General features: G+C 58.8%; 22 protein-coding genes. 11 read left to right on the forward strand and 11 right to left on the reverse strand.

The annotated features are described in order from the left end of the window. Positions 1-3 precede the first annotated feature (3 nt). Positions 4-669 carry a molybdate ABC transporter permease subunit gene (gene modB / locus ACYVAC_RS01750; RefSeq protein ID WP_461095823.1) on the forward strand — a complete coding sequence of 222 codons (666 nt, stop codon included), beginning with the start codon at positions 4-6 and terminating at the stop codon, positions 667-669. Then, positions 666-1,469, forward strand: a complete 804-nt coding sequence (locus ACYVAC_RS01755) for a sulfate/molybdate ABC transporter ATP-binding protein (RefSeq protein ID WP_461095824.1) — start codon at positions 666-668, stop codon at positions 1,467-1,469. Before modB ends, ACYVAC_RS01755 begins: the two co-directional genes overlap by 4 nt. A gap of 83 nt (positions 1,470-1,552) precedes the next feature. Here the strand turns inward: ACYVAC_RS01755 and ACYVAC_RS01760 are convergent, their stop codons facing one another. The 3 genes from ACYVAC_RS01760 to guaB form a co-directional block, all read right to left on the reverse strand. Continuing rightward, positions 1,553-2,506 (reverse strand): aldo/keto reductase, encoded by a 954-nt coding sequence (locus tag ACYVAC_RS01760; RefSeq protein WP_461095825.1) that lies wholly within the window; start codon positions 2,504-2,506, stop codon positions 1,553-1,555. A gap of 41 nt (positions 2,507-2,547) precedes the next feature. Beyond that, positions 2,548-3,402 (reverse strand): hypothetical protein, encoded by an 855-nt coding sequence (locus ACYVAC_RS01765; RefSeq protein WP_461095826.1) that lies wholly within the window; start codon positions 3,400-3,402, stop codon positions 2,548-2,550. A 282-nt stretch (positions 3,403-3,684) separates the two neighbouring features. Further along, on the reverse strand, positions 3,685-5,157 hold the full coding sequence (gene guaB, locus ACYVAC_RS01770) for an IMP dehydrogenase (protein ID WP_461095827.1): 1,473 nt from the start codon (positions 5,155-5,157) through the stop codon (positions 3,685-3,687). 253 nt (positions 5,158-5,410) lie between these two features. Between guaB and ACYVAC_RS01775 the strand changes: the two genes are divergently transcribed. Then, complete coding sequence (locus ACYVAC_RS01775; RefSeq protein ID WP_461095828.1) at positions 5,411-7,657, forward strand: PAS domain-containing sensor histidine kinase; 2,247 nt, start codon at positions 5,411-5,413, stop codon at positions 7,655-7,657. Between the two features lie 24 nt (positions 7,658-7,681). On the opposite strand, the gene ACYVAC_RS01780 is transcribed toward ACYVAC_RS01775, so the two are convergent. From ACYVAC_RS01780 to fmt, 3 genes are all read right to left on the reverse strand, one after another. Beyond that, a complete protein-coding gene (locus tag ACYVAC_RS01780) occupies positions 7,682-8,191 on the reverse strand; it encodes a dihydrofolate reductase (RefSeq protein WP_461095829.1) in 510 nt (169 codons plus the stop codon). Positions 8,192-8,257: 66 nt separating this feature from the next. Further along, a complete protein-coding gene (locus tag ACYVAC_RS01785) occupies positions 8,258-9,247 on the reverse strand; it encodes a polysaccharide deacetylase family protein (RefSeq protein WP_461095830.1) in 990 nt (329 codons plus the stop codon). A 71-nt stretch (positions 9,248-9,318) separates the two neighbouring features. Next, the gene (gene fmt / locus ACYVAC_RS01790) at positions 9,319-10,242 is read right to left on the reverse strand and encodes a methionyl-tRNA formyltransferase (RefSeq protein WP_461095831.1); all 924 of its coding nucleotides are present in this window, start codon (positions 10,240-10,242) and stop codon (positions 9,319-9,321) included. 300 nt (positions 10,243-10,542) lie between these two features. Between fmt and greA the strand changes: the two genes are divergently transcribed. Then, entirely contained in the window at positions 10,543-11,016 is a 474-nt protein-coding gene (gene greA / locus ACYVAC_RS01795) for a transcription elongation factor GreA (protein WP_461095832.1), read from the forward strand. A gap of 261 nt (positions 11,017-11,277) precedes the next feature. Then, entirely contained in the window at positions 11,278-11,673 is a 396-nt protein-coding gene (locus tag ACYVAC_RS01800; protein WP_461095834.1) for an HIT family protein, read from the forward strand. Between the two features lie 157 nt (positions 11,674-11,830). Here the strand turns inward: ACYVAC_RS01800 and ACYVAC_RS01805 are convergent, their stop codons facing one another. Both ACYVAC_RS01805 and ACYVAC_RS01810 read right to left on the reverse strand, forming a co-directional pair. Continuing rightward, positions 11,831-12,751: a metallophosphoesterase family protein gene (locus ACYVAC_RS01805; protein WP_461095835.1), complete on the reverse strand. Its 921-nt coding sequence runs from the start codon at positions 12,749-12,751 to the stop codon at positions 11,831-11,833. A 100-nt stretch (positions 12,752-12,851) separates the two neighbouring features. Further along, a complete protein-coding gene (locus ACYVAC_RS01810; protein WP_461095963.1) occupies positions 12,852-15,521 on the reverse strand; it encodes a DUF5686 and carboxypeptidase regulatory-like domain-containing protein in 2,670 nt (889 codons plus the stop codon). Between the two features lie 255 nt (positions 15,522-15,776). Here ACYVAC_RS01810 and ACYVAC_RS01815 point away from each other — a divergent pair, with 255 nt between their 5' ends. Further along, entirely contained in the window at positions 15,777-17,126 is a 1,350-nt protein-coding gene (locus ACYVAC_RS01815; RefSeq protein WP_461095836.1) for a M24 family metallopeptidase, read from the forward strand. A gap of 141 nt (positions 17,127-17,267) precedes the next feature. Continuing rightward, positions 17,268-17,831, forward strand: a complete 564-nt coding sequence (locus ACYVAC_RS01820; RefSeq protein WP_461095837.1) for a hypothetical protein — start codon at positions 17,268-17,270, stop codon at positions 17,829-17,831. 95 nt (positions 17,832-17,926) lie between these two features. Here the strand turns inward: ACYVAC_RS01820 and fbaA are convergent, their stop codons facing one another. Next, complete coding sequence (fbaA, locus tag ACYVAC_RS01825; protein WP_461095838.1) at positions 17,927-19,006, reverse strand: class II fructose-bisphosphate aldolase; 1,080 nt, start codon at positions 19,004-19,006, stop codon at positions 17,927-17,929. 185 nt (positions 19,007-19,191) lie between these two features. On the opposite strand from fbaA, the gene ACYVAC_RS01830 reads away from it, so the two are divergent. Continuing rightward, entirely contained in the window at positions 19,192-19,998 is an 807-nt protein-coding gene (locus tag ACYVAC_RS01830) for a sugar phosphate isomerase/epimerase family protein (RefSeq protein ID WP_461095839.1), read from the forward strand. 95 nt (positions 19,999-20,093) lie between these two features. Beyond that, positions 20,094-21,650, forward strand: coding sequence for a hypothetical protein (locus tag ACYVAC_RS01835; protein WP_461095840.1), 1,557 nt, complete (start codon positions 20,094-20,096; stop codon positions 21,648-21,650). On the opposite strand, the gene ACYVAC_RS01840 is transcribed toward ACYVAC_RS01835, so the two are convergent. After that, on the reverse strand, positions 21,616-21,849 hold the full coding sequence (locus tag ACYVAC_RS01840) for a DUF2905 family protein (protein ID WP_461095841.1): 234 nt from the start codon (positions 21,847-21,849) through the stop codon (positions 21,616-21,618). The two genes, ACYVAC_RS01835 and ACYVAC_RS01840, sit on opposite strands and share 35 nt — an antisense overlap. A 419-nt stretch (positions 21,850-22,268) precedes the next feature. Between ACYVAC_RS01840 and ACYVAC_RS01845 the strand changes: the two genes are divergently transcribed. Continuing rightward, entirely contained in the window at positions 22,269-24,320 is a 2,052-nt protein-coding gene (locus ACYVAC_RS01845) for a DEAD/DEAH box helicase (protein ID WP_461095842.1), read from the forward strand. Between the two features lie 179 nt (positions 24,321-24,499). Further along, positions 24,500-24,889: a DMT family transporter gene (locus ACYVAC_RS01850; RefSeq protein WP_461095843.1), complete on the forward strand. Its 390-nt coding sequence runs from the start codon at positions 24,500-24,502 to the stop codon at positions 24,887-24,889. Between the two features lie 5 nt (positions 24,890-24,894). On the opposite strand, the gene ACYVAC_RS01855 is transcribed toward ACYVAC_RS01850, so the two are convergent. Next, a complete protein-coding gene (locus ACYVAC_RS01855; protein ID WP_461095844.1) occupies positions 24,895-26,247 on the reverse strand; it encodes a monooxygenase in 1,353 nt (450 codons plus the stop codon). Between the last annotated feature and the right edge of the window lie 31 nt (positions 26,248-26,278).

The following is a 26,278-nucleotide window of genomic DNA, read 5'->3' on the forward strand; positions in this document are numbered from 1 at the left end:
CGTATGCCCATCGACTGGGACCCCATCTGGCTTACGCTTCGGCTCGCCGGCGTTACCACGTTCCTGCTCCTGCTGATTGGCATACCGCTGGCCGGGTGGCTGGCCCTGAGCCGTTTCCGGCTTAAACCCGTGGTCGAATCGCTCATCAGCCTGCCGCTGGTGCTGCCCCCTTCGGTCGTGGGCTTCTACCTGCTGCTGGCGTTCAGCCCCACGAGCGCACTGGGTACGTGGCTGCTGCGCACCTTCGACGTGCAGTTTGTTTTCTCCTTCAGCGGCCTGGTGCTGGCGTCGCTGCTCTACAGCCTGCCTTTTATGGTGCACCCTATCCAGGCCGGGCTCGAAAATCTGCCCGTTTCGTGGCGCGAGGCTGCTTATACCCTGGGCCAATCGCCCAGCCGTACGCTGTGGCGGGTGTTGCTGCCCAACTGTAAGCCCGCTATCCTAACGGGCATCGTGCTGTCGTTTGCGCACACCATCGGCGAGTTTGGGCTGGTGCTGATGATTGGCGGCAACCTGCCCGGCCAGACCCGCGTCGCGTCGATTGCCATCTACGACGAAGTGGAGCAGCTTCATTTTGCCTCGGCCCATGCCTACGCTGCGCTGCTGCTCGGCCTGTCGTTTGCCATCCTGCTGCTGGTCTACGGCATCAACAAACGCGTTACGGTATGATCGAGCTGTCGGTCTCGCTCCCGCGCCTGTTTGCCGAAGGCGCCGGCACGCTCTCGGTGCAGCTTAGCCTGCCCCCCGGTAGCCTGACCGCCCTGGTCGGACCGTCGGGTTCGGGTAAAACAACGTTGCTTCGGCTGCTCGCGGGTCTCGAAACGCCCACCCAGGGTCGCCTGATCGTCGATGGGCAGACCTGGCTCGACACCGACCGGGGCATCAACCTGCCTCCCCAGCAGCGCTCCATCGGTTATGTGTTTCAGGATTCGGCCCTGTTTCCGCACCTGAGTGTACGGGGTAATCTGGCCTTTGCAGCCCCCGCCGGGCAGCAGGACCGGATCGACAAGCTGATCGACATGACGGGACTAAGTCCGTTCGCCCATAGCAAACCCACAGCGCTCTCAGGCGGCCAGCGCCAGCGGGTAGCGCTGGCCAGAGCCCTCGTTCGCAAGCCGCGGCTGCTGCTGCTCGATGAGCCTTTTGCCGCCCTCGACACCGATGCAGCCCAGTCGCTCCGACAGGTGCTGCTCGAACTGCACCGCGCCTGGGGCACCACCACGATGCTGGTGAGTCACCACGATGCCGACGTGCGGGCGCTGGCCGACCGCGTTGTCCGGCTGGTGCAGGGGTCTTTGCATGAGGTTGCCCACGCGGGCCCGGCTCCGCATGCCGCTGTCATTCGGCACATCGCCTTCGACCCGGCCACTCAACAATGGATTGTCGATACCGACACGGTACAGCTTCGGTCGGCCGATCCGGCCTGGGGGCGGCTGACCGTCGGCGATACGATGCACGTGTCGTGGTAATGCTCCTGACAGATACTGCCGGATAAGCGGCCGGGATCGCTTCCCGGCCGCTTATCCGGCAGCCCTGGTCGGCCGCTCCAGCGTCAGTAGGCGCTGGCGTCGGTGAGGCTGTCGAGGGCGGCCTGATCGAGCGCCAGGTCGGCCGCTTTGGCGATATCCTGTAACTGCTCAACGGAGGTGGCGCTGGCAATGGGCGCGGCAATGGTCGGCTGGGCCATCAGCCAGGCGAGCGCTACCTGACCGGGCGTCGCTCTGTACTGGTCGGCCACGGCATCGAGGGCCTTCAGAATCCGGAAACCGCGTTCGTTCAGGTATTTATCCTTGATGCTCGCCCCGCGCGGGCTTTTCGAGACATCGGCTTCCGAGCGGTATTTACCCGTCAGAAAGCCACTGGCCAGCGAGTAATAGCTGATCACCGACAGGCCGTACTCCTGACAAATGGGCTGGTAAGTGGTTTCGAACGTCTCGCGGTCGAAGAGGTTATATTCGGGCTGCAGGCTCTGGTAGGCCGGGTAGCCCTGCTGCGCACTTACGTTCAGCGACTGCACCAGCCGCCCGGGATCATAGTTCGACGCGCCGATCACACGCACCTTACCGGCCTGCACCAGATCGGCCAGGGCGCCCAGCGTTTCTTCGACGGCCGTATCGGTATCGTCGTAGTGGGTCTGGTAGAGGTCGATGTAGTCGGTCTGCAGCCGTTTCAGCGAATCCTCAACCGCCTGCCGCACATAGGTGGCCGAAAGGCCTTTGCGTCCGTCGCCCATGTCGGCCCCCAGCTTGGTGGCAATTACCACCCGATCGCGGTTGGTACGCTCGGCCAGCCACTGCCCGATAATGGTTTCGGATTCGCCCCCCCGGTTGCCCGGTACCCAGCGCGAGTACACATCGGCGGTGTCGATCAGATTGAAACCCGCATCGACGAACGCATCGAGCAGTTTGAACGACGTGCTTTTATCGGCTGTCCAGCCGAATACATTACCGCCAAAAGCCAGCGGAGCTACTGACAGATCGGAGCTGCCAATGGTTCGGTTTTCCATACACGTTGGTTTTGTTGTCCAGTCCTGTTTAACTGGTTATACTACAACGCCCCGGCCGGGCCGGCAGTTTTGGAAAAGAAGGGAAAAGCAGCCGGCACCGGCCCGGCATACGCCCGATCGGAGGCCGGTTCGGCCCATACCGGCCGGCCGGGGGCAGGCAGAGGGGCTTCGGCCCAGGATAGTTCGCTCAGAAACAGCCCCAGCACCGTGTGGCCAAGACTGTTGAGGTGGACCCCATCGGCCAGGAAATAAGCCGGATGGCGCGGAATAGCCGCGAAGGTATCGGCCACGACAAACGACTCAGCCATGGCGCAGGCAATAATGTAGTCGTGACACTGGGCGCGCAGCCAGTGATCGAGCGGATTCAGGGTCGGGAAGGGCGTCAGCACGCTTATTTTGTGGCGATACGGGGCCAGCCGATGAAACGCAGCCGCCACCTGCTGCCGGAACAGCTGCAGGTACGGTACCTCATAGCCCAGCAGGCTACAGGCCTGCAGTACAGTGGTTTTAGCCAGCTCGCGCCACGGTAGGTACCGGGGTTGACAGGCGGCCTGGTAAAAGGACTCGGCGGGTTTGCGGGCCATTGCGCCCGGTTTGTAGATCGACGGCGTAGTCAGCCCCGGCGCATTCGGGCCGAACAGCTCACGGAACGGCCGGCGCCACGACAGTTCGTAATGGCCCAGTTGCAGCACAATACGATCGGCCTGCTGAAACGCCGTCCGGTACTGCCCCAACAGGCTGTCGAGGTGGGTCAGCTTAACCATACACAGCCGCTGGAGCTGCACCGGCTCGTGGGTTTCTACTTCCAGGTGCGTTGCCCATTGGCGGGCAAAGCCCAGGTGGTTCTGAATGCCGTAGTTGCCGGTATGGCAGCCACCAAGTAAGAGCATGTTCATGGAAACAGCGTCGTAGTGCGTAGTTCACCCGTTACGCCCGCCCCTTCCCGGCTGTTGCAGCTTGGCGCCTGGTTCCGGGATGTTATGACCCTGGTCGCCCTGATTTGAGGGTTTCTGACGCCGGCATTCATCATAATTTAACGGGACTTGCGCAGCTATGGCCATAAAAAAGAGCCACCCCGTCCGGGGTGGCTCCTGCTTTGTTAACGCGCGTTTGCTGACGGGTACCGACTGGCCGGGTAGCTGAGCGCCCTCCAGCCCAGTGCGGTACAGACTGCGATACTACCGCGCCGAATAGTTGGGCGCTTCTTTCTGAATCGAGATATCGTGCGGGTGACTTTCGCGCGAACCAGCCGTGGTGATCTTCACGAATTTGGCTTCCTGCAGCGCTTCGATCGTGGCGGCACCGCAGTAGCCCATGCCGGCTTTCAGACCGCCGACCATCTGGTAGGTGATTTCGGCCACGCGGCCCTTGAACGGCACCCGGCCCACGATACCTTCGGGCACCAGCTTCTTGATATCGTCTTCGGCATCCTGGAAGTACCGGTCTTTCGAGCCTTCTTCCATCGCTTCTACCGAACCCATACCGCGGTAGGTTTTGAACCGGCGCCCTTCATACAGCACGACTTCGCCCGGAGCCTCTTCGGTTCCGGCCAGCAGCGACCCGATCATCACCGTGCTGGCACCGCCCGCAATGGCTTTTGTAATGTCGCCTGAGAACCGGATGCCGCCATCGGCAATCACCGGAACGCCCGTGCCTTTCAGCGCGTTGGCGGCTTCGACCACGGCCGTCAGCTGGGGCATCCCGATACCGGCAATGATGCGGGTGGTACAGATACTGCCCGGCCCAACGCCGACTTTTACGGCATCGGCACCGGCTTCGGCCAGTGCTTTGGCCCCGTCGCCCGTGGCTACGTTACCGGCAATGACCTGCAGGTTCGGAAACTGCTGCTTGATGCCGCGCACGGCATCGAGCACACCTTTGGAGTGGCCGTGGGCCGTATCGACACTGATGACGTCGACACCGGCTTTCACCAGCGCTTCGATCCGCCGGTGCAGGTCGGGCGTTACGCCAACGGCCGCCCCTACGCGCAGCCGGCCCAGCTCGTCCTTGCAGGCGTTGGGATGGCTCTTCTTCTTCAGAATATCCTTGTAGGTAATCAGCCCCACGAGTTTGTACTGCTCGTCTACGATGGGCAGTTTCTCGATGCGGTATTCCTGCAGAATGCTTTCGGCTTCTTCGAGGGTCAGCCCCACCTTGGCCGTAATAAGCTTGTCGCTGGTCATAATGGCCGTAACAGGCTGCGACAGATCACTCTGGAACCGCAGGTCGCGGTTGGTGAGAATACCTACCAGCTTGTTGTCGGCGTCGACAACGGGAATACCACCGATCTTGAATTCGCGCATGATCTTGAGCGCATCGGCCAGCGTTGCCGTTTCCAGCAGCGTAATGGGGTCGATGATCATGCCACTTTCCGAGCGCTTCACCTTCCGGACCTGATCGGCCTGGGCTTCGATGCTCATGTTTTTGTGGATGATACCGATACCGCCCTCCTGCGCCATGGCAATAGCCAGCGACGACTCCGTTACGGTGTCCATAGCCGCCGAAACGAGCGGTATGTTCAGTTTGATGGTACGGGTGAGTTGGGTGACGGTTTGCGTATCGCGGGGCAGAACCTCCGAATAGGCAGGGAGAAGCAGTACGTCGTCGTAGGTGAGAGCCTCGTACAGAAACTTGCTGGAATCTAAGCTCATGGCAAATAGCAGGTATTGTTATTTGCCGGACAAAACTACGACATTATTTCCGGTATCGGGCAATGGAACGGAAATTTAACACCGACCCGTGAGCTGACCGGTGGTAAACGAGCCGGACGATGGGGATGGCCCCGACTGCCCCTGCTGCCCATTGCCTATATTTGTTCGATAAATAGTACCCTGGGGGTGTACCCGTGACTTCGTGTACCAGCCCCACTCCTTATCTTGCTCACCGTGCTCTTGCTTTTCGTCCATGTCCCGAACGTCTCCCTTCCCCCCAGCCGCCTTCAGTAACAGCGAGATGAGCGCGCTGATTCGTGCTCACGACTGGGCGGCCACACCGATCGGTCATCAGGACGAATGGTCGGTTAGTTTGCGGACCCTGGTGACGATGATGCTGGCATCCCGGTTTCCGATGCTTATTTTCTGGGGCCCCGAACTGATAACCTTTTATAACGACGCCTTTCGCCCCAGCCTGGGCAACGACGGCAAACACCCCTCGTCGCTCGGGCAGCGTGGCGAAGAAAGCTGGGCCGAATCGTGGCCCGTTATCGGCCCCATGATTTACAATATCATGGCGGGGGGCGAGTCGGTCTGGTTCGAAGACCAGAAGCTTCCTATTTACCGCGAAGGCCAGATGGGCTATGCTTACTGGACGTATAGCTTCAGTCCGGTTACCGACGATGACGGGCAGGTAAACGGGGTACTGGTTACCTGCACCGAAACAACACAGGCCGTTGAGAGTCTGGCGCAGCTGAACATTGCCAATCAGGAACTGTCGCAGACTGTTCAGACCAATCTGGAGCTGCACCAGAAACAGCAGCGTACCAGCGAGCAGTTGCTCCGGAGTCAGCAGCAGATTCTTAACCTCTTCGAGACTACGTCGATCGGCATAGCCCTCCTCTACGGCGAAGACATGATTGTGCAGTACCCCAACTCCTTTTATTCGCACCTGACGGGCCGCCAGCTGGCCGACCTGATCGACCGGCCAATCATGGAGGTCGTACCGGAGCTGGAAGGACAGGGATTCATAGAGTTAATGCAACAGGTGCTGCATACAGGCGAACCTTTTTCGGCCAAAAGTCTACCCGCTACCATTATGCATCAGGGCACCCTCGAAACGATCTACGTCGACCTGACGTATCAACCCTGGGTAGAAGATGGCCAGACAACCGGTATCCTGGTCATTGCCGTTGAAGTGACCGACCAGGTCAGGGCCCGGCAGCAACTCGAACAGAGCGAAGCCCGGCTCCGGTCGCTTATCGACAGTGCGCCGTTTCCCATTGGCGTGTACGTGGGCCCCGAGCTGGAGATCGTACTGGCCAATAAATCAATTATGGATGTCTGGGCCAAAGGGTACGATGTGGTTGGCAAGAGCTACCGGAAAATCCTGCCTGAACTCGACAACCAGCCCATCTTTGCCCAGATCGAAGGGGTCATGGCGTCGGGACAGCCTTTCCACGCCCGGCACCAACGGGTCGACATCGTTGTCGACGGCCAGTTACAGTCGTTTTATTTCAACTACAGTTTTACCCCGCTTTTCGATGCACATGGCCAGGTGTATGCCGTGATGAATACGGCTGCCGAAGTAACCGACCTTATTCTGGCCCGGCAGGCACTGGAGCAGAGCCGCGAGGAGTACAAAACGCTGTCGGCCACGCTGGAGCAGCAGGTCAATGAGCGTACGCTGGAACTGGCTACCAGCAACGAAGAACTGGGCGCCAGTAACGAGGAACTTACCTCGATCAACGAAGAACTCGAAGAAACCAACGCCCGCCTGCACCGCTCCAACGACAACCTGGAAAAGTTTGCCTACGTGGCCAGCCACGATCTGCAGGAACCCCTGCGTAAGATTCAGCAGTTCGGAAACCTGCTCGTCGAACGTAAGAGCACACTCAGCAGCGAGGAAAGTTTGTTTGTCGACCGGATGCAGATGGCGGCCAGCCGGATGTCGATGCTGATTCGTGATCTGCTCAACTACTCCCGCGTCGATAGTCTGGGCACCAAATTCACACCCGTACCGCTCAACAACGTGCTCGACGAAGTCCTGTCGACCCTCGACCTGGCGATTTCGGCGGCCCGGGCTACCGTACAGATCGACCCACTGCCGACCATCCAGGGCGATTCCCTGCAGCTGGAGCAGCTTTTTCAGAACCTGCTCGGTAATGCCCTGAAGTTCCGGCAGGAAAACCTCGACCCACTGATCCGGATAACGGCAACAACCATCCTGGCCGATGGGCTGCCGGCGTCGGTACGTCCCGCGCGGCTGGCACTCCAGTATGTTCGCATCGACGTGATCGACAACGGAATTGGCTTCGACGAGAAATACCTCGACCGTATTTTCCAGGTTTTCCAGCGCCTGCACGGCAAAACCCAGTTTTCGGGTACCGGCATTGGCCTGGCCATCTGCGAGAAAGTTATGGTGCACCACGGCGGGGCCATCACCGCCACCAGCCAACCCGGCCACGGCGCCACCTTCAGTCTATACTTTCCGGATTGACGACCGCCTGATCCCCTCGCCTGCTCAGGCGCGTCGTTCGTAGGTAACGAAGTCGAACGCCGTTTCATGGCGGTCGTCGGCGGGGTGCGGCACCCGGCTCACTTCCTGCCATACCGCCCGGTCGAAATCCGGGAAGCGGGTGTCGCCCTCGTAGGCGCGGTGAATTTCGGTCAGGTAGAGTGTCGTGGCGAGCGGCAGGGCAAGTGCGTAGATCTCAGCCCCCCCGATCACGAAGATTTCGTTTGTTTCGTGCCGGCGGGCTTCGGTTAGGGCCTCATCGATGGTGCCCACCCGCACGGCGCCAACCGGCTGGTAATCGGCGCGCCGGCTAATCACGATATTGACCCGATTTGGGAGCGGTTTACCCAGCGCATCCATCGACTTGCGTCCCATAATTACCGGGTGCTGGCTGGTCTTGCGCTTGAAATAAGCGAAATCGTCGGGCAGATGCCAGGGCAGATCGGGCGTTCCGTCGGGCCGGGTGCGGCCGATCATACCGTTTTGGGCCACGGCGGCAATAAGGCTGATTTTCATAGGTAATCTATTCATCGAATCGCTGAGCGACAAAGCCGGTACACCAGCGCCTGGCGCCCGGATCAATCACATTTTTTTACGTCGCTCCAGCAGCTCTCGCCAGGTCGTCACAATAATGCCTTCTTTCTGGAGGTAGCTGCGCAGGGCCGGGTCGAGCATGGCCAGGCGGTCGCCATCGCGGGTAGGTCCCGAATTGCTGATCTGGTCGAAGGTGGGGGTGCGCAGCGTGGCGTGCAGAATGATATACGTCAGACCGGGCTGTGCCGCCTGCAGCAGTTCGATGAATTTTCTGGTTTTAAACTGGCGCAGGTTAGCTTCTGTAACGGGCGTGCCGGCGGGCAGATTCCAGCTGTAGCTGCTGCCGTCGAGATCGTCGAACACAGGCAGGCCGGCGTTCCAGAGCTGCTGCCCCAGCTGCCGCACCATGGCCTGCTGCGCGGCCGGCACGTTGTTGGCCTTCGCGATAAGAGTGGCATGGCCGCCCGGAAACAGGATGGGCACCTTCTCGTCGATGGCTACTTTCACATAGCGCAGAATAAACTTGGGCTGAAACAGGGTACCCATATGCGAATCCATGTGGGTAGGCTGCAGGCCGAACGACCGGTAGCGGGCCAGCTGCGCCCGAATTTCGGCTTCGACCTCGTCGGGCGTGGCGTGTTCGACTACCTGCTCAACCGAATGCCAGCAGGCGCCCTGCTCATCGTAGAGCCCCGGCACCCGCTCGCGCCCCAGCAGGGGCGACCAGCGATACGTATTCCACTCCGACGTCAGCGTCAGGTGAACGCCCGCATCGGTGTTTGGTTTGGCTTTCAGATACGTAAAAAACTGTGGTACCCAGCCGCAGGGCATCATCACACTGGTCGACGAGGCTACGCCTTTCTCCAGCGATTCGATGGTGCCGGCATTTGATTCGTAGCTCATGCCCGCATCGTCGACGTGAATAACCACCACTTTTTTCCCTTTCGGAAAACCAAGCTTTTCGGCATAGGTCGGCTCGGTCTGCGCCTGCGCTACCGTAGCCGCCAGTAGTGACAAGAGTAGGAAGATTGGATACATAGGGCTTGGTTATGGACAGACTGAACGGGGCCGGCGCCCGGCAAATCGGGGGCGCTACCGGATCAGCACCGTTATAAGCGGTTGCCGCGCAGAAACTCCTCGGCGGTCATGCGCCGTTTGCCCTCGGCCTGTAGCGCGTCGATCGAAAGCCAGCTATCGGCAGCCCGCACCAGAATCGATCGCTTGCCATCGGTGGTTGCTTCGCCCGGCTCGGCCACGAACGGCGACTCGCTGGTCACCGACACGGCATAAACCTTGAAAAAACGTCCGTTGATGAGGGTCCAGGCCGCCGGATAGGGCGACAGCCCCCGCACAAAATTGCGGATGGTATCGGCGGGCTGATTCCAGTTGATCTCACAGGTTTCGCGGCTCAGCTTGGGTGCCGATTTAAGCGCCTGCGTCTCGGCCTGCGGCACGGGCGTGTAGTTGCCGGCCTGAATAGCCTCAACCGTATGCAGCACCAGAGCCGCCCCGCGTTCCATCAGTCGGTCGTGCAGCGAACCGGCCGTATCGTCGGGGTGAATGGGTTCGCGGTCGCTGAAGAGCAACTGTCCCGTATCAATTTCTTTCTCGATAAAGAAGGTGGTTACGCCCGTTTCGGTCTCGCCATTGATGATGGCCCAGTTGATGGGCGCGGCCCCGCGGTATTGCGGCAACAGCGACCCGTGCAGATTGAGGGTCCCTACTGTTGGCATGGCCCACACCACTTCGGGCAGCATCCGAAACGCCACCACGACCTGCAGATCGGCTTTAAAGCCGGCCAGTTGATCGAGAAAGGCCGGGTCGCGCAGTTTTTCGGGCTGCAACACCGGTAGACCAGCCGCCAGAGCCGCTTTCTTCACAGGCGAAGGCGTTAGCTGAAGGCCCCGGCCCGACGGGCGATCGGGGGCTGTTACCACGGCAACCACCGTGCAGCCACCGTCGAGCAGCCGTTGTAAACTGGCCACGGCGAAGTCGGGCGTACCCATGAAGATTATGCGGAGGGGGGATGCCATAGAGCAGGGCAATTTTTGGGCAGCGGGCGACCCACTTGTTTGATATAGCCCGGAAGTCTTCTTATTTTTGTCTCACAGACGCGCCCGCAACGGCGCGTCTCGTCCGTTAGAACCGACTGGAAACCCGTATGCGACGATCCCTGTATCCTGTTTCTGAACCGCTCGCTCCGGCTATCCGACGGCGACACTGACGCGGCTGCAAAGAAAACCAATTTGGTTGCAGAACGGTCAGTCGACCGTTTTTTTGTTTTTACCGGCAACCACATCGTACTGATTACCTGTTGAACAAGTCCCGTAATTATGGCAAAGATTTCATATTACACCGAAGAAGGCCTCAACCGGCTTAAAGCTGAGCTGAACGAACTGAAGACCAAAGGCCGTGCGGCCATTGCCCACGCCATTGCCGAAGCCCGCGATAAAGGCGACCTGAGCGAAAATGCCGAATACGATGCGGCTAAAGATGCGCAGGGGCTCCACGAACTGAAAATCTCGAAACTCGAGGAAGTGCTCTCCAACGCCCGCATCCTCGACGAGTCGACGATCGATGCCTCGCAGGTGTCGGTACTCTCGAAAGTGCGCATCCGTAACAAGAAGAACGGCGCTGAGATGAACTACACCCTCGTGTCGGAAGAAGAAGCCGATCTCAAAACGGGCCGCATTTCGGTAGGCTCGCCCATTGGCAAGGGCCTGCTGGGCAAACGCGTTGGCGACCTGGCCGAAATTAAGGTTCCTGCTGGTTTGCTGGAGTTTGAAGTAGTCGAAATCAGCCGGTAAGCACAGGACACAGTTTACGGTTTTCAGTTTACCGGTTGCGGTGGCGATGGGCTGAGAAACAGTTTTCGGTTTACGAGCTACGGTGGTACCGGGCGGAAGAACAGTTTTCCGTTTGCTGCCGGGCGAGGTAGTACGTCAAACCCAGTAGCTGATTAGCAGCCTGCCGTTTGCTTCACCAGTACATTACTGACTGGTTCGTTAAGTGCCTGCCCTTACCGAAATACTGAAAACCGTAAACTGAAAACTACATACCCTTCCCCTATGCCTTCTATCTTCTCCCGCATCGTGGCCGGCGACATTCCGGCGCACAAGATTGCTGAAACCGACGATTACCTCGCTTTTCTGGACGTAATGCCGACCGTTACGGGGCATACGCTGGTTATTCCGAAAGAAGAAATCGACTACCTGTTCGATCTGGACGACGCCCGCTACCTGGGGCTGATGGCCTTTGCCAAAACGGTTGCCCGGGCGGTCGAAAAGGCCATTCCGTGTCAGCGCATCGGGGTGGCGGTGGTCGGCCTCGAAGTGCCCCACGCCCATATTCACCTCATTCCGCTCAACCAGCTGAGCGATATGGATTTCAGCCAGAAAATGGAGCCCAAACCCACAGCCGACGAACTGGCCGCTACAGCCGCGACGATTCGGGCGGAGCTTTAAGTTCAGTTTTCGGTATATAGTTTACGGTATGCAGGTTTCAGTACAGCGCCCGAGGCCGGGCGGATTTTCCCGAAAACAGCCCACTGTGTTTAGTCACTAAACACAGAAAACGTTAAGCCGTAAACTGAATACAGAAAACTGTATACGCTATCCTGAATCAATAGCTTACGTACTGATTTGCGACTGATCCATCGTCGTACAGATCGACGATGGCGTAGCCGGCCGCCGTGTGGTGATACGCACCAAACCACCACGCTCCACTCACCGACCCGTTGCAGTAGTACGTTACGCCGTCGTAATCGACCCGATCGGTCAGGTGGATATGGCCGCTCAGAGCCGCTTTGACGTTGGGAAACCGATGAAACAGACCCGTTAGCCGTACGGTATCGCTGTGCATCCAGCGCGCCGGCACCGTCCAGTTTTCACCTTCGAAGCGATGTCCGTCGAAAAAAACGCAGGCCGCCAGAATAGGCACGTGCGACACGATCAGAATGGGTGTCTGGGCGGCCGTGGCCGTCAGATCCTGCGCCAGCCAGTCGAACTGTTCCTCATCGAGATGGGCCGTGTACCAGCTTCCGTCGGGTTTGGGCTGTACACTGTCGAGCACCACAATGTGCCAGCCGTTGCGATCGAGGCTGTAGTAACGCCGGTTCATCCCCAGTTCATCCATGGCCCACTGGCGCCCGTCGCCGAACCCCTGGCGGGTTTCGCTGCTGCACCAGATATCGTGGTTGCCGATGCAGTTGAGCAAAGGCAGGCTGTTTTCGCTGCGCAGCACACCGTTGTAAAGCGCCCACTGCCGCGCCACGCTGTCGCGGCCCCGCCCGTGGGCTTCCATGATGGCATCGCCCCCGTTGATAATCAGATCGGGTTTGATCGGCAGCGACTGCAGCTGATGCAGGCAACGCTCAAACCCTTTGGCCGCGCCCACCAGCGACTGCATGTGCACATCGGTAACGTGGGCAATGCGCAGCACCGGGCGGGGGGCGGCCCGGGCCGGCCGGGCAAGGGCCGTTGGGATAATAGATGCAGCCGCTAAGCCGGCGCCTACTCGTCTGACCAGGTCGCGACGATTCATACCTACCAGTGTGTTGGTTGGCACAAAGTAAGCGGTCGGGCAGCCGGCGTGTGTTACCCCTGCTTTATGCTTTCGTTAGCAAATTGTAGCCCGCCCCATCCTAGCGACCAAACTTGAGCGTGGTGCCCACCCGAAAACCGAGTCCCTGATACTGAGCATTTTGCCACTGCGTGACCACTTCAACCCGGAAGAAGGGCAGCACCTGCGGAATCAGCCCATCGAGGCCATAACCCACTTCGGTATAGTGTTTCGAGGTTGGCGTGGTAAGGTAATGCACGAACAGATTTTCACGCAGTCCGACCAGCCGCAGCAGCGTGAGCTGGGTGAGTAGCAACTGCCGGAATTCGGTGAGCACATGCGCTTCGGCAAAGCGCTTGCCCGTGCTGTACTGGTAGTAGGGCAGCAGCCGGAAACTGCTGACCACGTCGCCCTGCTGCAGGAAAAACTCGTTGCCGGCAAAGTGTTTGAAGTCGGGCAGGTACAGATTGCGGGCGTTCATGAACCCACCCGCCGACAGCTGATAACTCAATTTGCTGCGAATACCGAGTTCAACAGAATGGGCCAGGGTAGCCTGTAGAAAATCATAGCTGACGACGTCGCCCATCGCCTTGCGGTAGTTAACCGTCAGCAGCGGAGCCTCACTGTTGCGCTGTGCACGCCGAAATCCGTTCTGAATGACGTAGTTGGTGGCGCCCAGCCGGGCACTCGCGGTCAGGTTGAGCAGCACCACCGAATGCGTCGGAAACGCCGTAGTCGTTAGTTCGGCATTGTCAGGCCGGTTGGCGGTATAGGCCCGGTTGCGCCAGTCGATCAGTGGCCGCAGGTTATCGCGGTAGTTGGCCAGTTCTGTTCGCTGGGCGTATTCCAGACCACCCGACAGCGTCAGCCGGTTCTTAAACGGCGTAGCCGATACACGCAGGCCCACAAAGTCTTTCTGGTACAGCTTGACGAAATTCTGCTCGAAAAGCAGCGTAGTCAGGCTGTTGAGCAGTGGGCTGATGGGGTTATCGGGGTTGAACTGGTAGAGGTAACGCCCCCCCGTCAGTGTCAACGCTGTGTTTTTGTGGCGGTAGCCTGCCTCGCCATATCCCACCAGTGCCTGCCGCCCAAGCTGGTAGCGGGCCGTACCGCCCAGGGTCCACTCGGAACGAGGCACTTTCAGAAAGCGACTGATCGAATCGACGCGGGGCCGGTAGCGCAGCAGCAGCGCGCCTTCAAACGAGACGCCCTCCACCGTGTTGTATTCGACGCGGGTGAGGGGGCTGGTATACTGGAGGGAAGTTACCTTACTCAGTTTCCAGGTGTGGCCCCACAGCAGTTGACCAGGTGAGAACGGTTTGGCTTTCCGGCGATTCAGCGAGTCGCGCCGGGCGGTACTGTCGGCCTCGAAGGTTCCCCCCACGCGCACCACGCGCAGGCTATCGCTTTTGCGGTAGCTGCTTAGCTCGGCCGTAGTAAGCGGCACCGACCGCAGCGAATCCCAGAAGGCCGTCGACCGGCGCCGGGCCATCGAGTCAACGACCATCGAGTCGTTGCGCACTACCGTTACGTCTTCGTTGCGTTTTTTCCGGTTCCGCTTTTCCTGCTTCTCGTATTCCTTGACCATCTGCCGCAGGTTTTTGGTCGAAAACTCCTTCTGCTTCTTCACCAGTTCATCGAGCTGACTGCCTTTGATAGCACTTTTCGACAGCACCTGCGCCGGTGCCCCTTTCTTTTCGTCGGCTACTTCGATATCCTCGACGAAGGCCGGGTTTACCACAAATTCATTGAAGGTCAGGTTGCGCACGTACTGCCCCGACGCTTTGACACCCAGATACGAGCCGGCTCCGCTGTACCGCTGATTGGTAGGCATCCAGACGCCCTTGACGGGGCTGCAGGTGTTGCGGATCGTAAACGAAATGCCGATGTTGTTGACCGTTTCGAGCTGCAGGCTGTGAATGGCCCAGGTGTTTTCAATGATGAAAATAGTACCTCTGAAAACCCCCTCACCGTACTGCCGCGGGTTCACGTCGATCTTGCTCACTTCGATGGGCTGACCGTCGGGCCCATTCTCCCGGAAGGTCCCCCGGTACACAAACTTATAGTAGCCAAACGCTTTGGGCGACAGGGGCGATACGGCTCCGGCCACCGTAGGGCTGTAGAAACTAACGTTGTAGAACTGACTGGGACTCAGAAAATCGCCCTGCGAATTGCGGTTAGCCAGCACCCGCTGCCGGTAGGTGTTGGGTTGCTGAAACGTCACCTCTGAAACGGTTTCGTTGAGCATCGGCACACCCACCTTGAAATTGGCCTCGCGCTCGGCTTCTTTCAACTGCTTCCGAAACATGGCTTCGGCCAGGTTGGGCAGGTCGGTCACGGTAATCGACGATTTGGTGTAGACCCGCGCCCGAAACCGCTGTACCTGCAACTGGTGGAACCGGCTTTTGGCAATGGCCCGGCGCATAATGGTGTAGGCCGGATCTTCATTGCCGGCTTTGGTCTGCACCTCGGCCAGCCGCAGGGCCTGCTCGTCCAGCGTTACATCGAGGGTAGTAAATCCACTGGATACTGTAACCGACTTCTGCACCGTCTGAAACCCCAGAAATTGAAACACCAGCGTGTAGTCGCCGGCGGGCAGTCCGATTTCATAGCGCCCCTCGACGTTGGTAATGGTGCCCTGCGAAGTACCTTTCACAATCACGGCGGCATAGGGCAGCACCTCGCCCTGCGTGTTACGCACCAGCCCACGTAAGCCCGTAGGCGCTGTTTGGGCCCGCAGCAGCAGGGGCATCAGCGACAGGAGTACAAGTAACCATCGGGCGGGGGTGGGCAGGCGGTACGAAGTCATAAAGCGAAAGTACGTGTTCAGGTGGGTGCAGGCCGCCGGTTGTCCGGACGAATGGTGCAATCGTACTATAGGCGGCAGGCACTGGTACTGACCAGATGCCAAACTCCGCGTAAGCGTTGGCAGCCTGGGTAAAAATAACCCTGATTCGCCTGTAAACTGCATTCTGTGCGTATTTTGCCCCAAACCAACCCGCCCCCTATGCGCCACTACCTCTACGCCCTGCTCCTCTTCTTCGTCAGCCGCTCGGCGCTGGCTCAGCCGCTGTCGCCCACCGTTATCCTGCCCGAACGCGACCGCGCCCGCGTGATCGACGAACTGCTCGAAGACCGATTTACCAATCTGCTGCCGCAGCTCATGCGTCGGGAGGGGCTCGATATGTGGATCATCATTTCGCGCGAATACAATGAAGATCCTGTTTTGCGCACCATGCTGCCCAGCACCTGGCTCTCGGCCCGGCGCCGAACCATCATTGTGTTTTACGACAACGGCACCGACATCGAGAAGCTGGCCATTGCCCGTTACGACGTGGGTAACCTGCTCAAAGGGGCCTGGGACATTGATGTACGACCCAACCAGTGGGATGCGCTGGTCAACGTGATCCAGCAGCGGAAACCAAAGAAAATAGGCCTCAACACCTCGGCCAACTACGCCCACGCCGATGGGCTCTCGTTTACCGAACACCAGGAACTGCTCGGCAAATTGCCGGCCGACTATCAGAAACGTATTGTCTCGGCCGAGAAGGTAGCTGTGGGCTGGCTCGAAACCCGTACTGAAAAAGAAATGGCCCTGTACCCGCTGATTTGCCGGCTGTCGCACCAGATCATTCAGGAAGGGTTTTCGGAGCAGGTCATTCAGCCCGGCGTCACCACGACCGACGACGTGGTGTGGTGGTTTCGGCAGCGGATTACCAGCCTGGGCCTCGACACCTGGTTTCACCCCACGGTCGATGTGCAGCGCGCCGACCAGACCGATTTCAACCACCTGCGTACCTTCGCCAAGCGCCCCGACAAACAGGTCATCATGCCCGGCGATCTGATTCATGTCGACTTTGGTATTACCTACCTCCGGCTCAACACCGATCAGCAGCAGCATGCCTACATCCTGCGCCCCGGCGAAACCGATGCCCCTGAGGCCCTGAAGGCGGCTTTCCGGCAGGGCAACCGCCTGCAGGAAATTCTGACAAGCCAGTTCAGGGCCGGCCGTACCGGCAACCAGCTGCTGCTGTCGGCGCTCGATCAGGCCAAAAAAGAAGGCATTAACGGCACCATCTACTCCCACCCCATCGGCGTGCACGGCCATGCGGCCGGCCCCACCATCGGCCTCTGGGACCAGCAGAACGGCGTGCCCGGCCCCGGCGATTACCCGCTCCTTGCCAACACGGCCTACTCGATCGAGCTGAATGCCGCCGTAGACTATCCGGCCTGGAAAAAAACGATCCGGATCATGCTCGAAGAAGACGGCTTTTTCGACGGACAGACCTTCCGCTACATCGACGGGCGCCAGACCGAACTGCTTGTTATTCCGCGTCCACTGGGCAACGTACGGTAGGCATGAAAGGCCCGTCGGCCAGTCAGCAGTACGCCTGGCGCTGGCGGGCACCTTCCAGTCAACACACAGCGGCAATCGGCTGGCTGTTTCTATGTTTGGCGCTTCAGTATCCAGTACATTCTTCTCTGTTCATTTTTCTTTATGCGGCTGAAGCCCTGCCTCTATACCCTTGTTTTTCTTGCCCTCTTCCTCACCGGATGTGCCTCGTCGAAAAACGACGTTCCCCCCAGCCAGACCGATTTGCTGGCACGCACCTGGGTATTCAACACCATCACCATTCAGACCGATGCCAAAGTCTACGCGATAAATGCAACGCAGGAAGAACTGGTGGGCGAAAACAACACCGTTACGCTGGCCAAAGACGGAACGTACACCTACCGACGCAGTGGCAAACCGATAACGGGTCGATGGCTGCTCACCAACGACAAAACCCTGACGCTGACCGATGCCGATAACAGCCGGACCATCTGGACGATCAATACCCTCACGGCCACCAGCCTCGACCTGGCAACCATGACGGTTAACCTGACTAAGGGCAGCGACCTGACCAACACCAACGTGTACACCCCCGAAGAATCGTCGGTGGCCATCTCGTCGGTGTTTCTGCTGGCCTCGCTCGACAAACAATACGGTGGTACCATCGACTTCACCGAAGAGCCGACGCCCAGGTCGGTTCAGATCATGCTGAAAGGAACAGCCCGATAAACTACGCTTTGGGCGTGGGCCCATCAGCAAAACGGGGCCCCTTCTGACGAAGGGTCCCCGTTTTCATAAGCAGTCGACCGAATAACCGTTCCGGCTTAGGCCAGGCGGTTCAGACAGTTCAGGTCTTCGAACGCAATTTTCAGGCGCTCAACCATGCTCTCTTCGCCCTTACGCAGCCATACGCGGGGATCGTAGTATTTTTTGTTCGGCGAATCGGGGCCTTCGGGGTTGCCCAGCTGCGTTTGCAGGTACCCTTCTTTCGCTTTGTAGTATTTCAGAATCCCTTCCCACATGGCCCACTGCATGTCGGTATCGAGGTTCATCTTGATGGCTCCGTAGCGGATGGCTTCGCGGATTTCCTCGCGGCTCGACCCCGAACCACCGTGGAATACGAAGTTGACCGGCAGCGGCCCCGTGTTGTATTTCTCCTGAATGTAGGTCTGCGAGTTGCTCAGGATGATCGGCGACAGTTTCACGTTGCCGGGCTTGTACACACCGTGCACGTTGCCAAAGGCAGCCGCGATGGTGAAGTTGGGCGAAATTTTGCTTAGCTCTTCGTAGGCATACGCCACTTCCGATGGCTGCGTGTAAAGTTTCGAATCGTCGACATCGGTGTTATCAACGCCATCTTCTTCGCCACCGGTTACGCCCAGTTCGATTTCGAGCGTCATGCCGATTTTGGCCATCCGTTCAAAGTATTTCGCGCAGATTTCAATGTTTTCTTCGAGCGGCTCCTCCGACAGGTCGAGCATGTGCGACGAGAACAGGGGCTTACCCGTCTGGTCGAAATGCTTCTCACCAGCGGCCAGCAGCCCGTCGATCCAGGGCAGCAGCTTTTTGGCGCAGTGGTCGGTATGCAGAATGACGGGCACCCCGTAGAGTTCGGCTACGTGATGCACATGCAGGGCACCCGAGATCGATCCGGCGATGGCGGCCTGCTGCTTATCGTTGGGCAGACTCTTGCCGGCGTAGAAAATCCCGCCCCCGTTCGAAAACTGGATGATCACCGGCGAGTTAACGGCTTTGGCGGTTTCGAGTACGGCGTTGACCGAATCGGTTCCGACAACGTTGACGGCGGGCAGCGCGTAATCATTCTCGTTGGCGTGGCGAAAAAGTTCGGTAACACCTTCGCCGGTTACAACACCGGGGGCGAAGCGGGTGGCTACATCGCTCATAAGCAGAGAAAATAAGGATTGTTTTTGGATTACAGCAAGATAAACTTCACCTAAACAAAGTATAGCGGGCCTATCTGTCTTCGGCTGGTAAAGTTGCGGATATTATAGAACTTTTGCTACTTACCATACGCTACGCCCTGCCGACCTGATCGTAGCGGCCCCACTCACTAAACGCCTGTTGATCTGTGAAAACTCTTTTTTTCTGCCCCATGTGGGGTATGGAATCCCTGTCGTATGCCGAAGCGGCCAAACGTGCCAAAGCCGCAGGCTACGACGGTATGGAAATAAACGCCGGCCCCACGCAGCGGGCCGACGCCGTACGCATCATGCGCGAACACGGCCTGGAGGTGGTGCTGATGGCCTTCGGCGGTGGCAGCGATTTTACTGAACATCAGCGCCGGTACCGCGACGACCTGCTGGCGATTGCCGCCCACAAGCCCCTCTTCATCAACGCGCATACCGGTCATGATTACTTTACCTTCGACCAGAACATAACGCTGCTCCAGATGGCTGCCGAGATAGCGCAGCAGACCGGTGTTCGGGTGCTGCACGAAACGCACCGCGGCCGCTTCAGCTACAGCGCGCCCGCCATTCAGGCGTACCTGTTGCAGCTACCGGCCCTGCGGCTCACCGCCGACTACTCACACTGGGTCAATGTGGCCGAGTCGTACCTCGCCGATCAGCACGCCAACGTAGAGCGGGCCATTGCCGTCAGCGACCATATCCACTGCCGGGTGGGGCACCCCGAAGGCCCGCAGGTCAACGACCCGCGCGCCCCCGAATGGACCACAGCCCTCGACGCCCACGCCCGCTGGTGGGATGCGATCCGCACCCGGCTGCAGCGCGCCGGTGCTCCGCAGCTGACGGTGACCTGCGAGTTCGGCCCCGCCGGCTACCTGCCCACCCTGCCCTACACCCAGCAGCCCGTTGCCAGCCAGTGGGATATCAACGTGTTTATGAAAGATTACCTCAAAAAGCGCTGGTCGGTATAAAGACCGCCCGATAGGATGGCCGCAAACACAACCCGACAACTACCTGAAAATGCGTATATTCGTCTGTTATGAAATGGCTCCGTTGTTTGTTGTGTTTGCTACTTCCAATGGCCCTGCTGCCGCTCTCCCTGCAGGCCCAGCTGGCGCAGACCCTGCGGCTTGAAATTCCGGCCAGCCCTACCGAAACGGAATCCTTCGACGTGTTGCCGCTTACCGACAAGGCGGTGCTTGTCAGCATTCAGTCGGGTGGCTTTCCCGACAATACGCCCCCCCGCTACCGCTTTCTGAAATACGACTCCCAGCTGCGGCCGATCTGGGCCCGCGACATCCAGTTGCCGAAGCTTTTCCGGCCCGTACTCATGTACAGCGATGCCCAGTACAGCTACCAGCTCCTGCGCGAACTCGACTCCAATCACTTTCAGGTGGTACGGCTCCACACCGACGACGGGCAGATCGACAGCTTCGACGGTACGCTGGTCGAGCAGATGAGCATCGAGCAGTTCAAGGTGCTGGGTAATCAGGCCTATATCGGCGGCTACTTCCACAACCGCCCCATCGTGCTGGCTTTTTCGTTTTTCGACCGATCGATACGGGTACTACCCAGTCTCTACGCCAACCACCTCGAAATCAGCAGCCTCGAAGTCGACCCGATCAACATGGAAGTCAACGTGCTGGTGCATACCGTTAAGCAGCACTGCCGCTTTTCGATCCAAACGTACAATTACGACAGCCGGCTTGTCCGGACGGTCCATTTCGATGGCAAGGAGAACAGTCTGGTGTCGGGCAAACTGCTGCCCATCAACGAACACGAAACCCTGCTGATCGGTAATTACTCGGCCGACTGCACACCCTATTCGCAAGGTATCTACGTTACGCGGCTACGGCGTGACGATAGCGGGGAGCCGGATCGGGATGTACCCGGCACGTCGACCCACACCGGCAACATCCAGTACATCGAGTTTTCGCAGTTCGAGAGTTTCTTCAACTTTCTGCCTCCCAAACGCCAGCAGAAAATTCTGGCGCGCCTGATGCACCGCAAAGCGCTGGGCAAAAACAACCGGTTTCGGTACCGGATGCTCGTTCATGACCTGCAGCCCTCACCTACCGGCCTTACCCTGGTAGCCGAGGTCTACTACCCGCAGTATCGCAGCAGCACCCTGCCCGGCAACATGCGCAACGTCGACCGGCTGGAAGGCTACCGGTACACCCACGCGTTTGTCTGCGGCTTCGATGCAACCGGGCAACTGCTCTGGGACAACTGTCTGCCCATCAACGACTTGCTCAGCCGGGATTTAACGTCCAAAGTACAACTCTCGCAGCAGGGCGACCGCATTGTACTGGCCTACCCCACCGACGGCACCATTCATACCGAGGTCATCGAAGGTCGCACGGTTGTGCAGAAACCCGCGTCGGTGCGGTTGCTCACGACCAATGGCGACGCCGAGCGTATCGTGTATTCGGGCCACAGCGAACTTATGCCCTGGTACGATCGGCATTTTCTGGCGTTTGGCTTCCAGAAGATTGCCCCCCGCGACAACATGGCGCTGCAGCGCGAAGTGTTTTACATTAACAAGCTTAGCTACGACACCAACCTCCACCTGCCCCTGCTGCGCAACGCTACGAGCCGAAAAACCGTCGGATCAGAGCGATAACCAGGTTGAGCACAAGACTGACAACAAGGCAGGTCATCAGGGGTGCGTAGAAACCGCCCCCGTCGCGTCCCGGTATCCGGATGTCGCCGGGCAGACGCCCCAGCCAGTGCAGTTTATCGGCGAACAGCCATATCAGGCTGCCCAGCCCAAGCAGCAGCCCCCCGGCCAGCATCATGTATTTTCCTGTATTGGCTCCCATACAAACGACAACGAAACAAGTGAGTTTCTCAAATAAGTACAATAATATAAGCCGCGTACTTGCAAATTTGGATTCTTCTTCTTACTTTTGCACCAGATTTTACAAGCGACATCCGTCGCGTCTCTGTTTCTCTCCTTTTTTACACGCTGAGTTAGGTCTGACAGAGCCGGTATAAGCATACCTGGTACGGATGTACAGGATGGGTTTCTGTGTGGAGGTTCCCCGGGTGGGAACGAATGCGCGTGGGCTAATCGCCAATCTTTGATGCTATTTTCTTCCCCCTGTTGGCAGGTCGGGGAACTGTTGGTCCGTTGGGTCGTCTGGGCAATCGTTGGTTGGGCTTTTTTGGCAGTATCGCGCCGGTCACCGGCATGAATTCGTCTTCGCTTGGGAAGGTCTGTTTATCTACTTTCTAAGACATGAAAACCAAAACAACTCCCGCCGACGATCAGAACGACGTTCTGATTGAGGAACAACCCACGGCCATGGCCACCGACACCACCACGGAGTCGGATGCCGATTCGGAAACCCCCGTATCGCAGGCCGAAGTCGAAGCCAGCGTCAGCGACGTGATCGTTGTCGATGCGGCCCCCGCCCCGGCAGCTACCGAACCCGCTCAGTCGATCACCGAGCAGCTCGTAGCCAACCCCAACCAGATTCTGTTTTCGAGCCTTCCGCTGTCGGAAGAGTTGCTGCGCGCCGTTACGGACATGGGCTTCACCAGCCCCTCGCCCATTCAGGCCGAAGCTATTCCGCCCATCCTGGCCGGCCATGACGTGATTGGTCAGGCCCAGACCGGTACCGGTAAAACGGCTGCTTTCGGTATTCCCGCTCTCGAACTGATCGATGTGCAGGACCGGGCGGTTCAGGCGCTGATTCTGTGCCCAACCCGCGAACTGGCCCTGCAGGTAGCCGAAGAGATCAAGAAACTCTCGAAATACAAGCGCGGTGTGCGGGTCGAAGCCATCTACGGTGGCGACTCGATCGAGCGGCAGATTCGCTCGCTCAAAAGCGGTGTCCATATCGTGATCGGTACCCCCGGCCGCGTCATGGACCATATGGAGCGGAACACGCTCAAGCTCGATCGCGTGAAAATGATGATTCTCGATGAGGCCGACGAAATGCTCGATATGGGCTTCCGCGAAGACATTGAGAACATTCTGGAAGAAATGCCCGAAGAGCGGCAGACGATTCTGTTCTCGGCGACGATGTCGAAGCCGATCATGCAGATCACCCAGAAATTCCAGAAAGATCCGGTGCTGGTGAAAGTGGTCAAGAAAGAACTGACCAACATCAACATCGAGCAGGTTTACTTCGAAGTGAAGCCTAAAGCCAAAGTCGAAGTGATGTGCCGCCTGATCGACATGTACGACCTGAAACTGATGCTGGTGTTCTGTAATACCAAGCGGAAAGTAGACGAAATCGTGGAAGACCTGCAAATTCGCGGCTACCAGGCCGAGGGGCTGCACGGCGACCTGCGGCAGGCGCAGCGGAACAACGTAATGAGCAAATTCCGCTCGGGTACGACCAGCATCCTGGTTGCCACCGACGTAGCGGCCCGGGGTATCGACGTCGACGATGTTGACGCGGTAATCAACTTCGACATTCCGCTCGACGAAGAATATTACGTACACCGGATTGGCCGGACGGGCCGCGCCGGTAAATCGGGCCGGGCGTTCTCGCTGGTGGGCCGCGACGAGAAATACCGCTTCCGCGAAATCCAGACCTACACCAAAGTACGCGTCGACAAGGGAGTTATCCCGTCGTTTGAAGACATCGTTGGTGTGCGCAAAGCCCGCTTCATCGAGCAGGTGCAGCAAACGATTCAGGATAGCAAAGACCTCAACCTGTATGACGACATGCTGAACCAGCTGCACCATGCCGGTTTCTCGACCGAGCAGATCGTGGCAGCGCTGGTGAAACGCAGTATGGGTCTGGAGAAAAACGAATTTGCCGATCAGAACCTGGGGCTGGAAGACGATCGCCGTCGGGAAGACCGGGGCGACCGGGGTGGCAGCCGTTTCGACGATCGTCGGGGCGGTGGACGCTTTGAAGACCGCCGGGGTGGTGGTCGATTTGGCGACCGCGAACGGCCAGCTTATGGCGACCGGGGCGGTAACCGCTTCGAAGACCGCCGGGGTGGTGGTCGTTTCGAGGACCGTCGTTCGGCCGAAGGTGGTGAGCGTAAGCCTTACTTCGACCGCGATAACCAGCGGGCTCCCCGCGAGCGCGATGCCAACATGACCCGCCTGATGGTAAGCATTGGCCGCCGTGACTACGTCCGGCCGGGCGACATCGTCGGCGCCATTGCCGGTGAAGCCAACATTCCGGGCAACACCATCGGCAGCATCGATATTTTCGACAAGCACACCTTTGTCGACGTACCGAAAGAGGTAGCCAACCGCGTTGTCGACGCCATGGAAGGCAATACCATCAAAGGTCGTCGGGTAAACATCGAGATCGCCCGGTAAGCATCGGCCGGTTTCGAACCCTGATAACGTGAAAGGCCGTAACCCGATTGGGTTGCGGCCTTTTTTGTTGCTTCCCCGGCTCGGCCACGCGCGCCCGGGCCGGGGAAGTTCATGAAAGCATAACAGCGACATCGGCGCCAAATACCTTCTTTTGCAGCTAATCTCTTCGTTGATCGTCTATGAAGTCGACCCTACTTCCCTGGCTGAGTCTGGTAGCAGCCGCCCTCTGCCAGATGGGCTGGACCCTTTCGCTGAAGTTTCTGCGCTGGTCGGAGCTGGCCACGCTGCGCTGGTCGACGTTTTACAAGCCGGGCGAAGGACTGGCGGTGCTGGGGCCACTGCTGGGCTACATCGTATTTGGTATTATCAACACCGTGCTGCTCACCGTGGCCATCCGGACCATTCCGCTGACCACCGCCTTCGCCGTCTGGACCGCCCTGTCGCTTGTGTTTATAAAGAGTATCGACGTGCTGTGGCTCAAAGCCGGCTGGTCGTGGGCCGAGCTGTTTTTTCTGCTGCTGATCGGTGTCGGTATCGTCGGCCTGAAAGTGGTATCGCCCGCACCGTAGTTCGCTTATTCGTAGTAGTAGCCGAAAATAATGCCCATTTCGTCTTCGCTGGTCAGCCCAAACGTGACGGTTTTCGACGTGGTGTTGTTGTAGGTGATTTCAGACGTGAGTCCTTCGCCGGCCGCCAGGGCCAGGGGTGTCGGAAAGGTAAGAATATCGGGGTGTTCCCAATCGGTCGAGGTGTACACGATCTGCCCGTCGCGGCTGCCCCCTTTGATGCGGATCACGAACTTCTCACCCAGCTTGTGCATATGCGACGTCAGCGCCAGAATCTTGCGGGGTTTGGTTACCAGAAAGCTTTTGGTGAGCGTGATACGGGTTTTGGCGGGAATGTTCAGGCTGGTGTTGCTCAGGTCGAGCGTCTGCACCACCTGAGTCACCTTCGCCTTGTCGATGGTATAGAGGTTGATAGCGGCTTCGCCCTGTATGGCCGCGCCCGTTTTGTTGACATAGTGCGAATTCAGGTCGAGCGAGGCACCGCCCGGAATCAGGAGCGCCATGCCTTCGGGTAGCGTGTAATCGACGTAGGGCGCCTGAGCCCCGGCCAGATACACATGGTTCGACATGGTCAGGGCGGTTAGCAGGTTCAGCGAGTTATCGGCATTGCGCAGATCCCGCACTTCATTGAGATTGGGCAGCAGGGCTTTGTTGCGAAAATCGTAGGCCAGAAAATGGTGGCTCCCCGGTCGCATCTTGATTTCGTAGCGGTTCACGTACACATCGCCCGTGTTACCCACCAGCTGCCGCATGAAAAACTCACGCTCGAAGTTGGCGGATACGGCAAACGGGGCCAGCCGCATCTGAAAGCCCGTACCGACGGCCGGTACCGGCAAAGGCTCAAACGCAACCGTGGTTACGGTTTTGTCGTCGAGCAGTTTGGCATCGGCTACGGTGCCCGTTTTTGGGGCTCCGGCGTCGATCCAGCGCCGGACAAACTCGATCTGCCCGTCGGACAGGAGCTGACCGCCCAGCGGCATGGGGTTACCATACTGCTTTCCCGAATGGTGGCTGGCCGTAGGGGTCAGTTTGTGGTAGAGCAGACTCTCGAGCGAAGCAAATGCCTTCACCCGTTTCAGGCCGTCGGTTCTGGCGGCACTGTTGCCCGGATCGACACCCACGAGGTTCTGATAGGCCACGCCAGCCGCCAGCACCAGCCCGTGCTGGGCAAAACTCCCGTCTTTATCTGAAGCATGGCAGCCCGATGTGGCGCAGCTGGGCGTCAGAATACGCTGCTGAATCAGATCGAACGAAGCCACTGCCTCGGGCTCGGTTGCCGTCTCTGCCGGCTGACACGACCAGCCTGCCAGTATCACCCCCAGTGTAGCGATACCCAGCCCTATCCCCTTTCCTGTATGCATTGGAACCATATCGTAGTTACGCAATCAGCAG

The organism is Spirosoma luteolum (assembly GCF_054778875.1).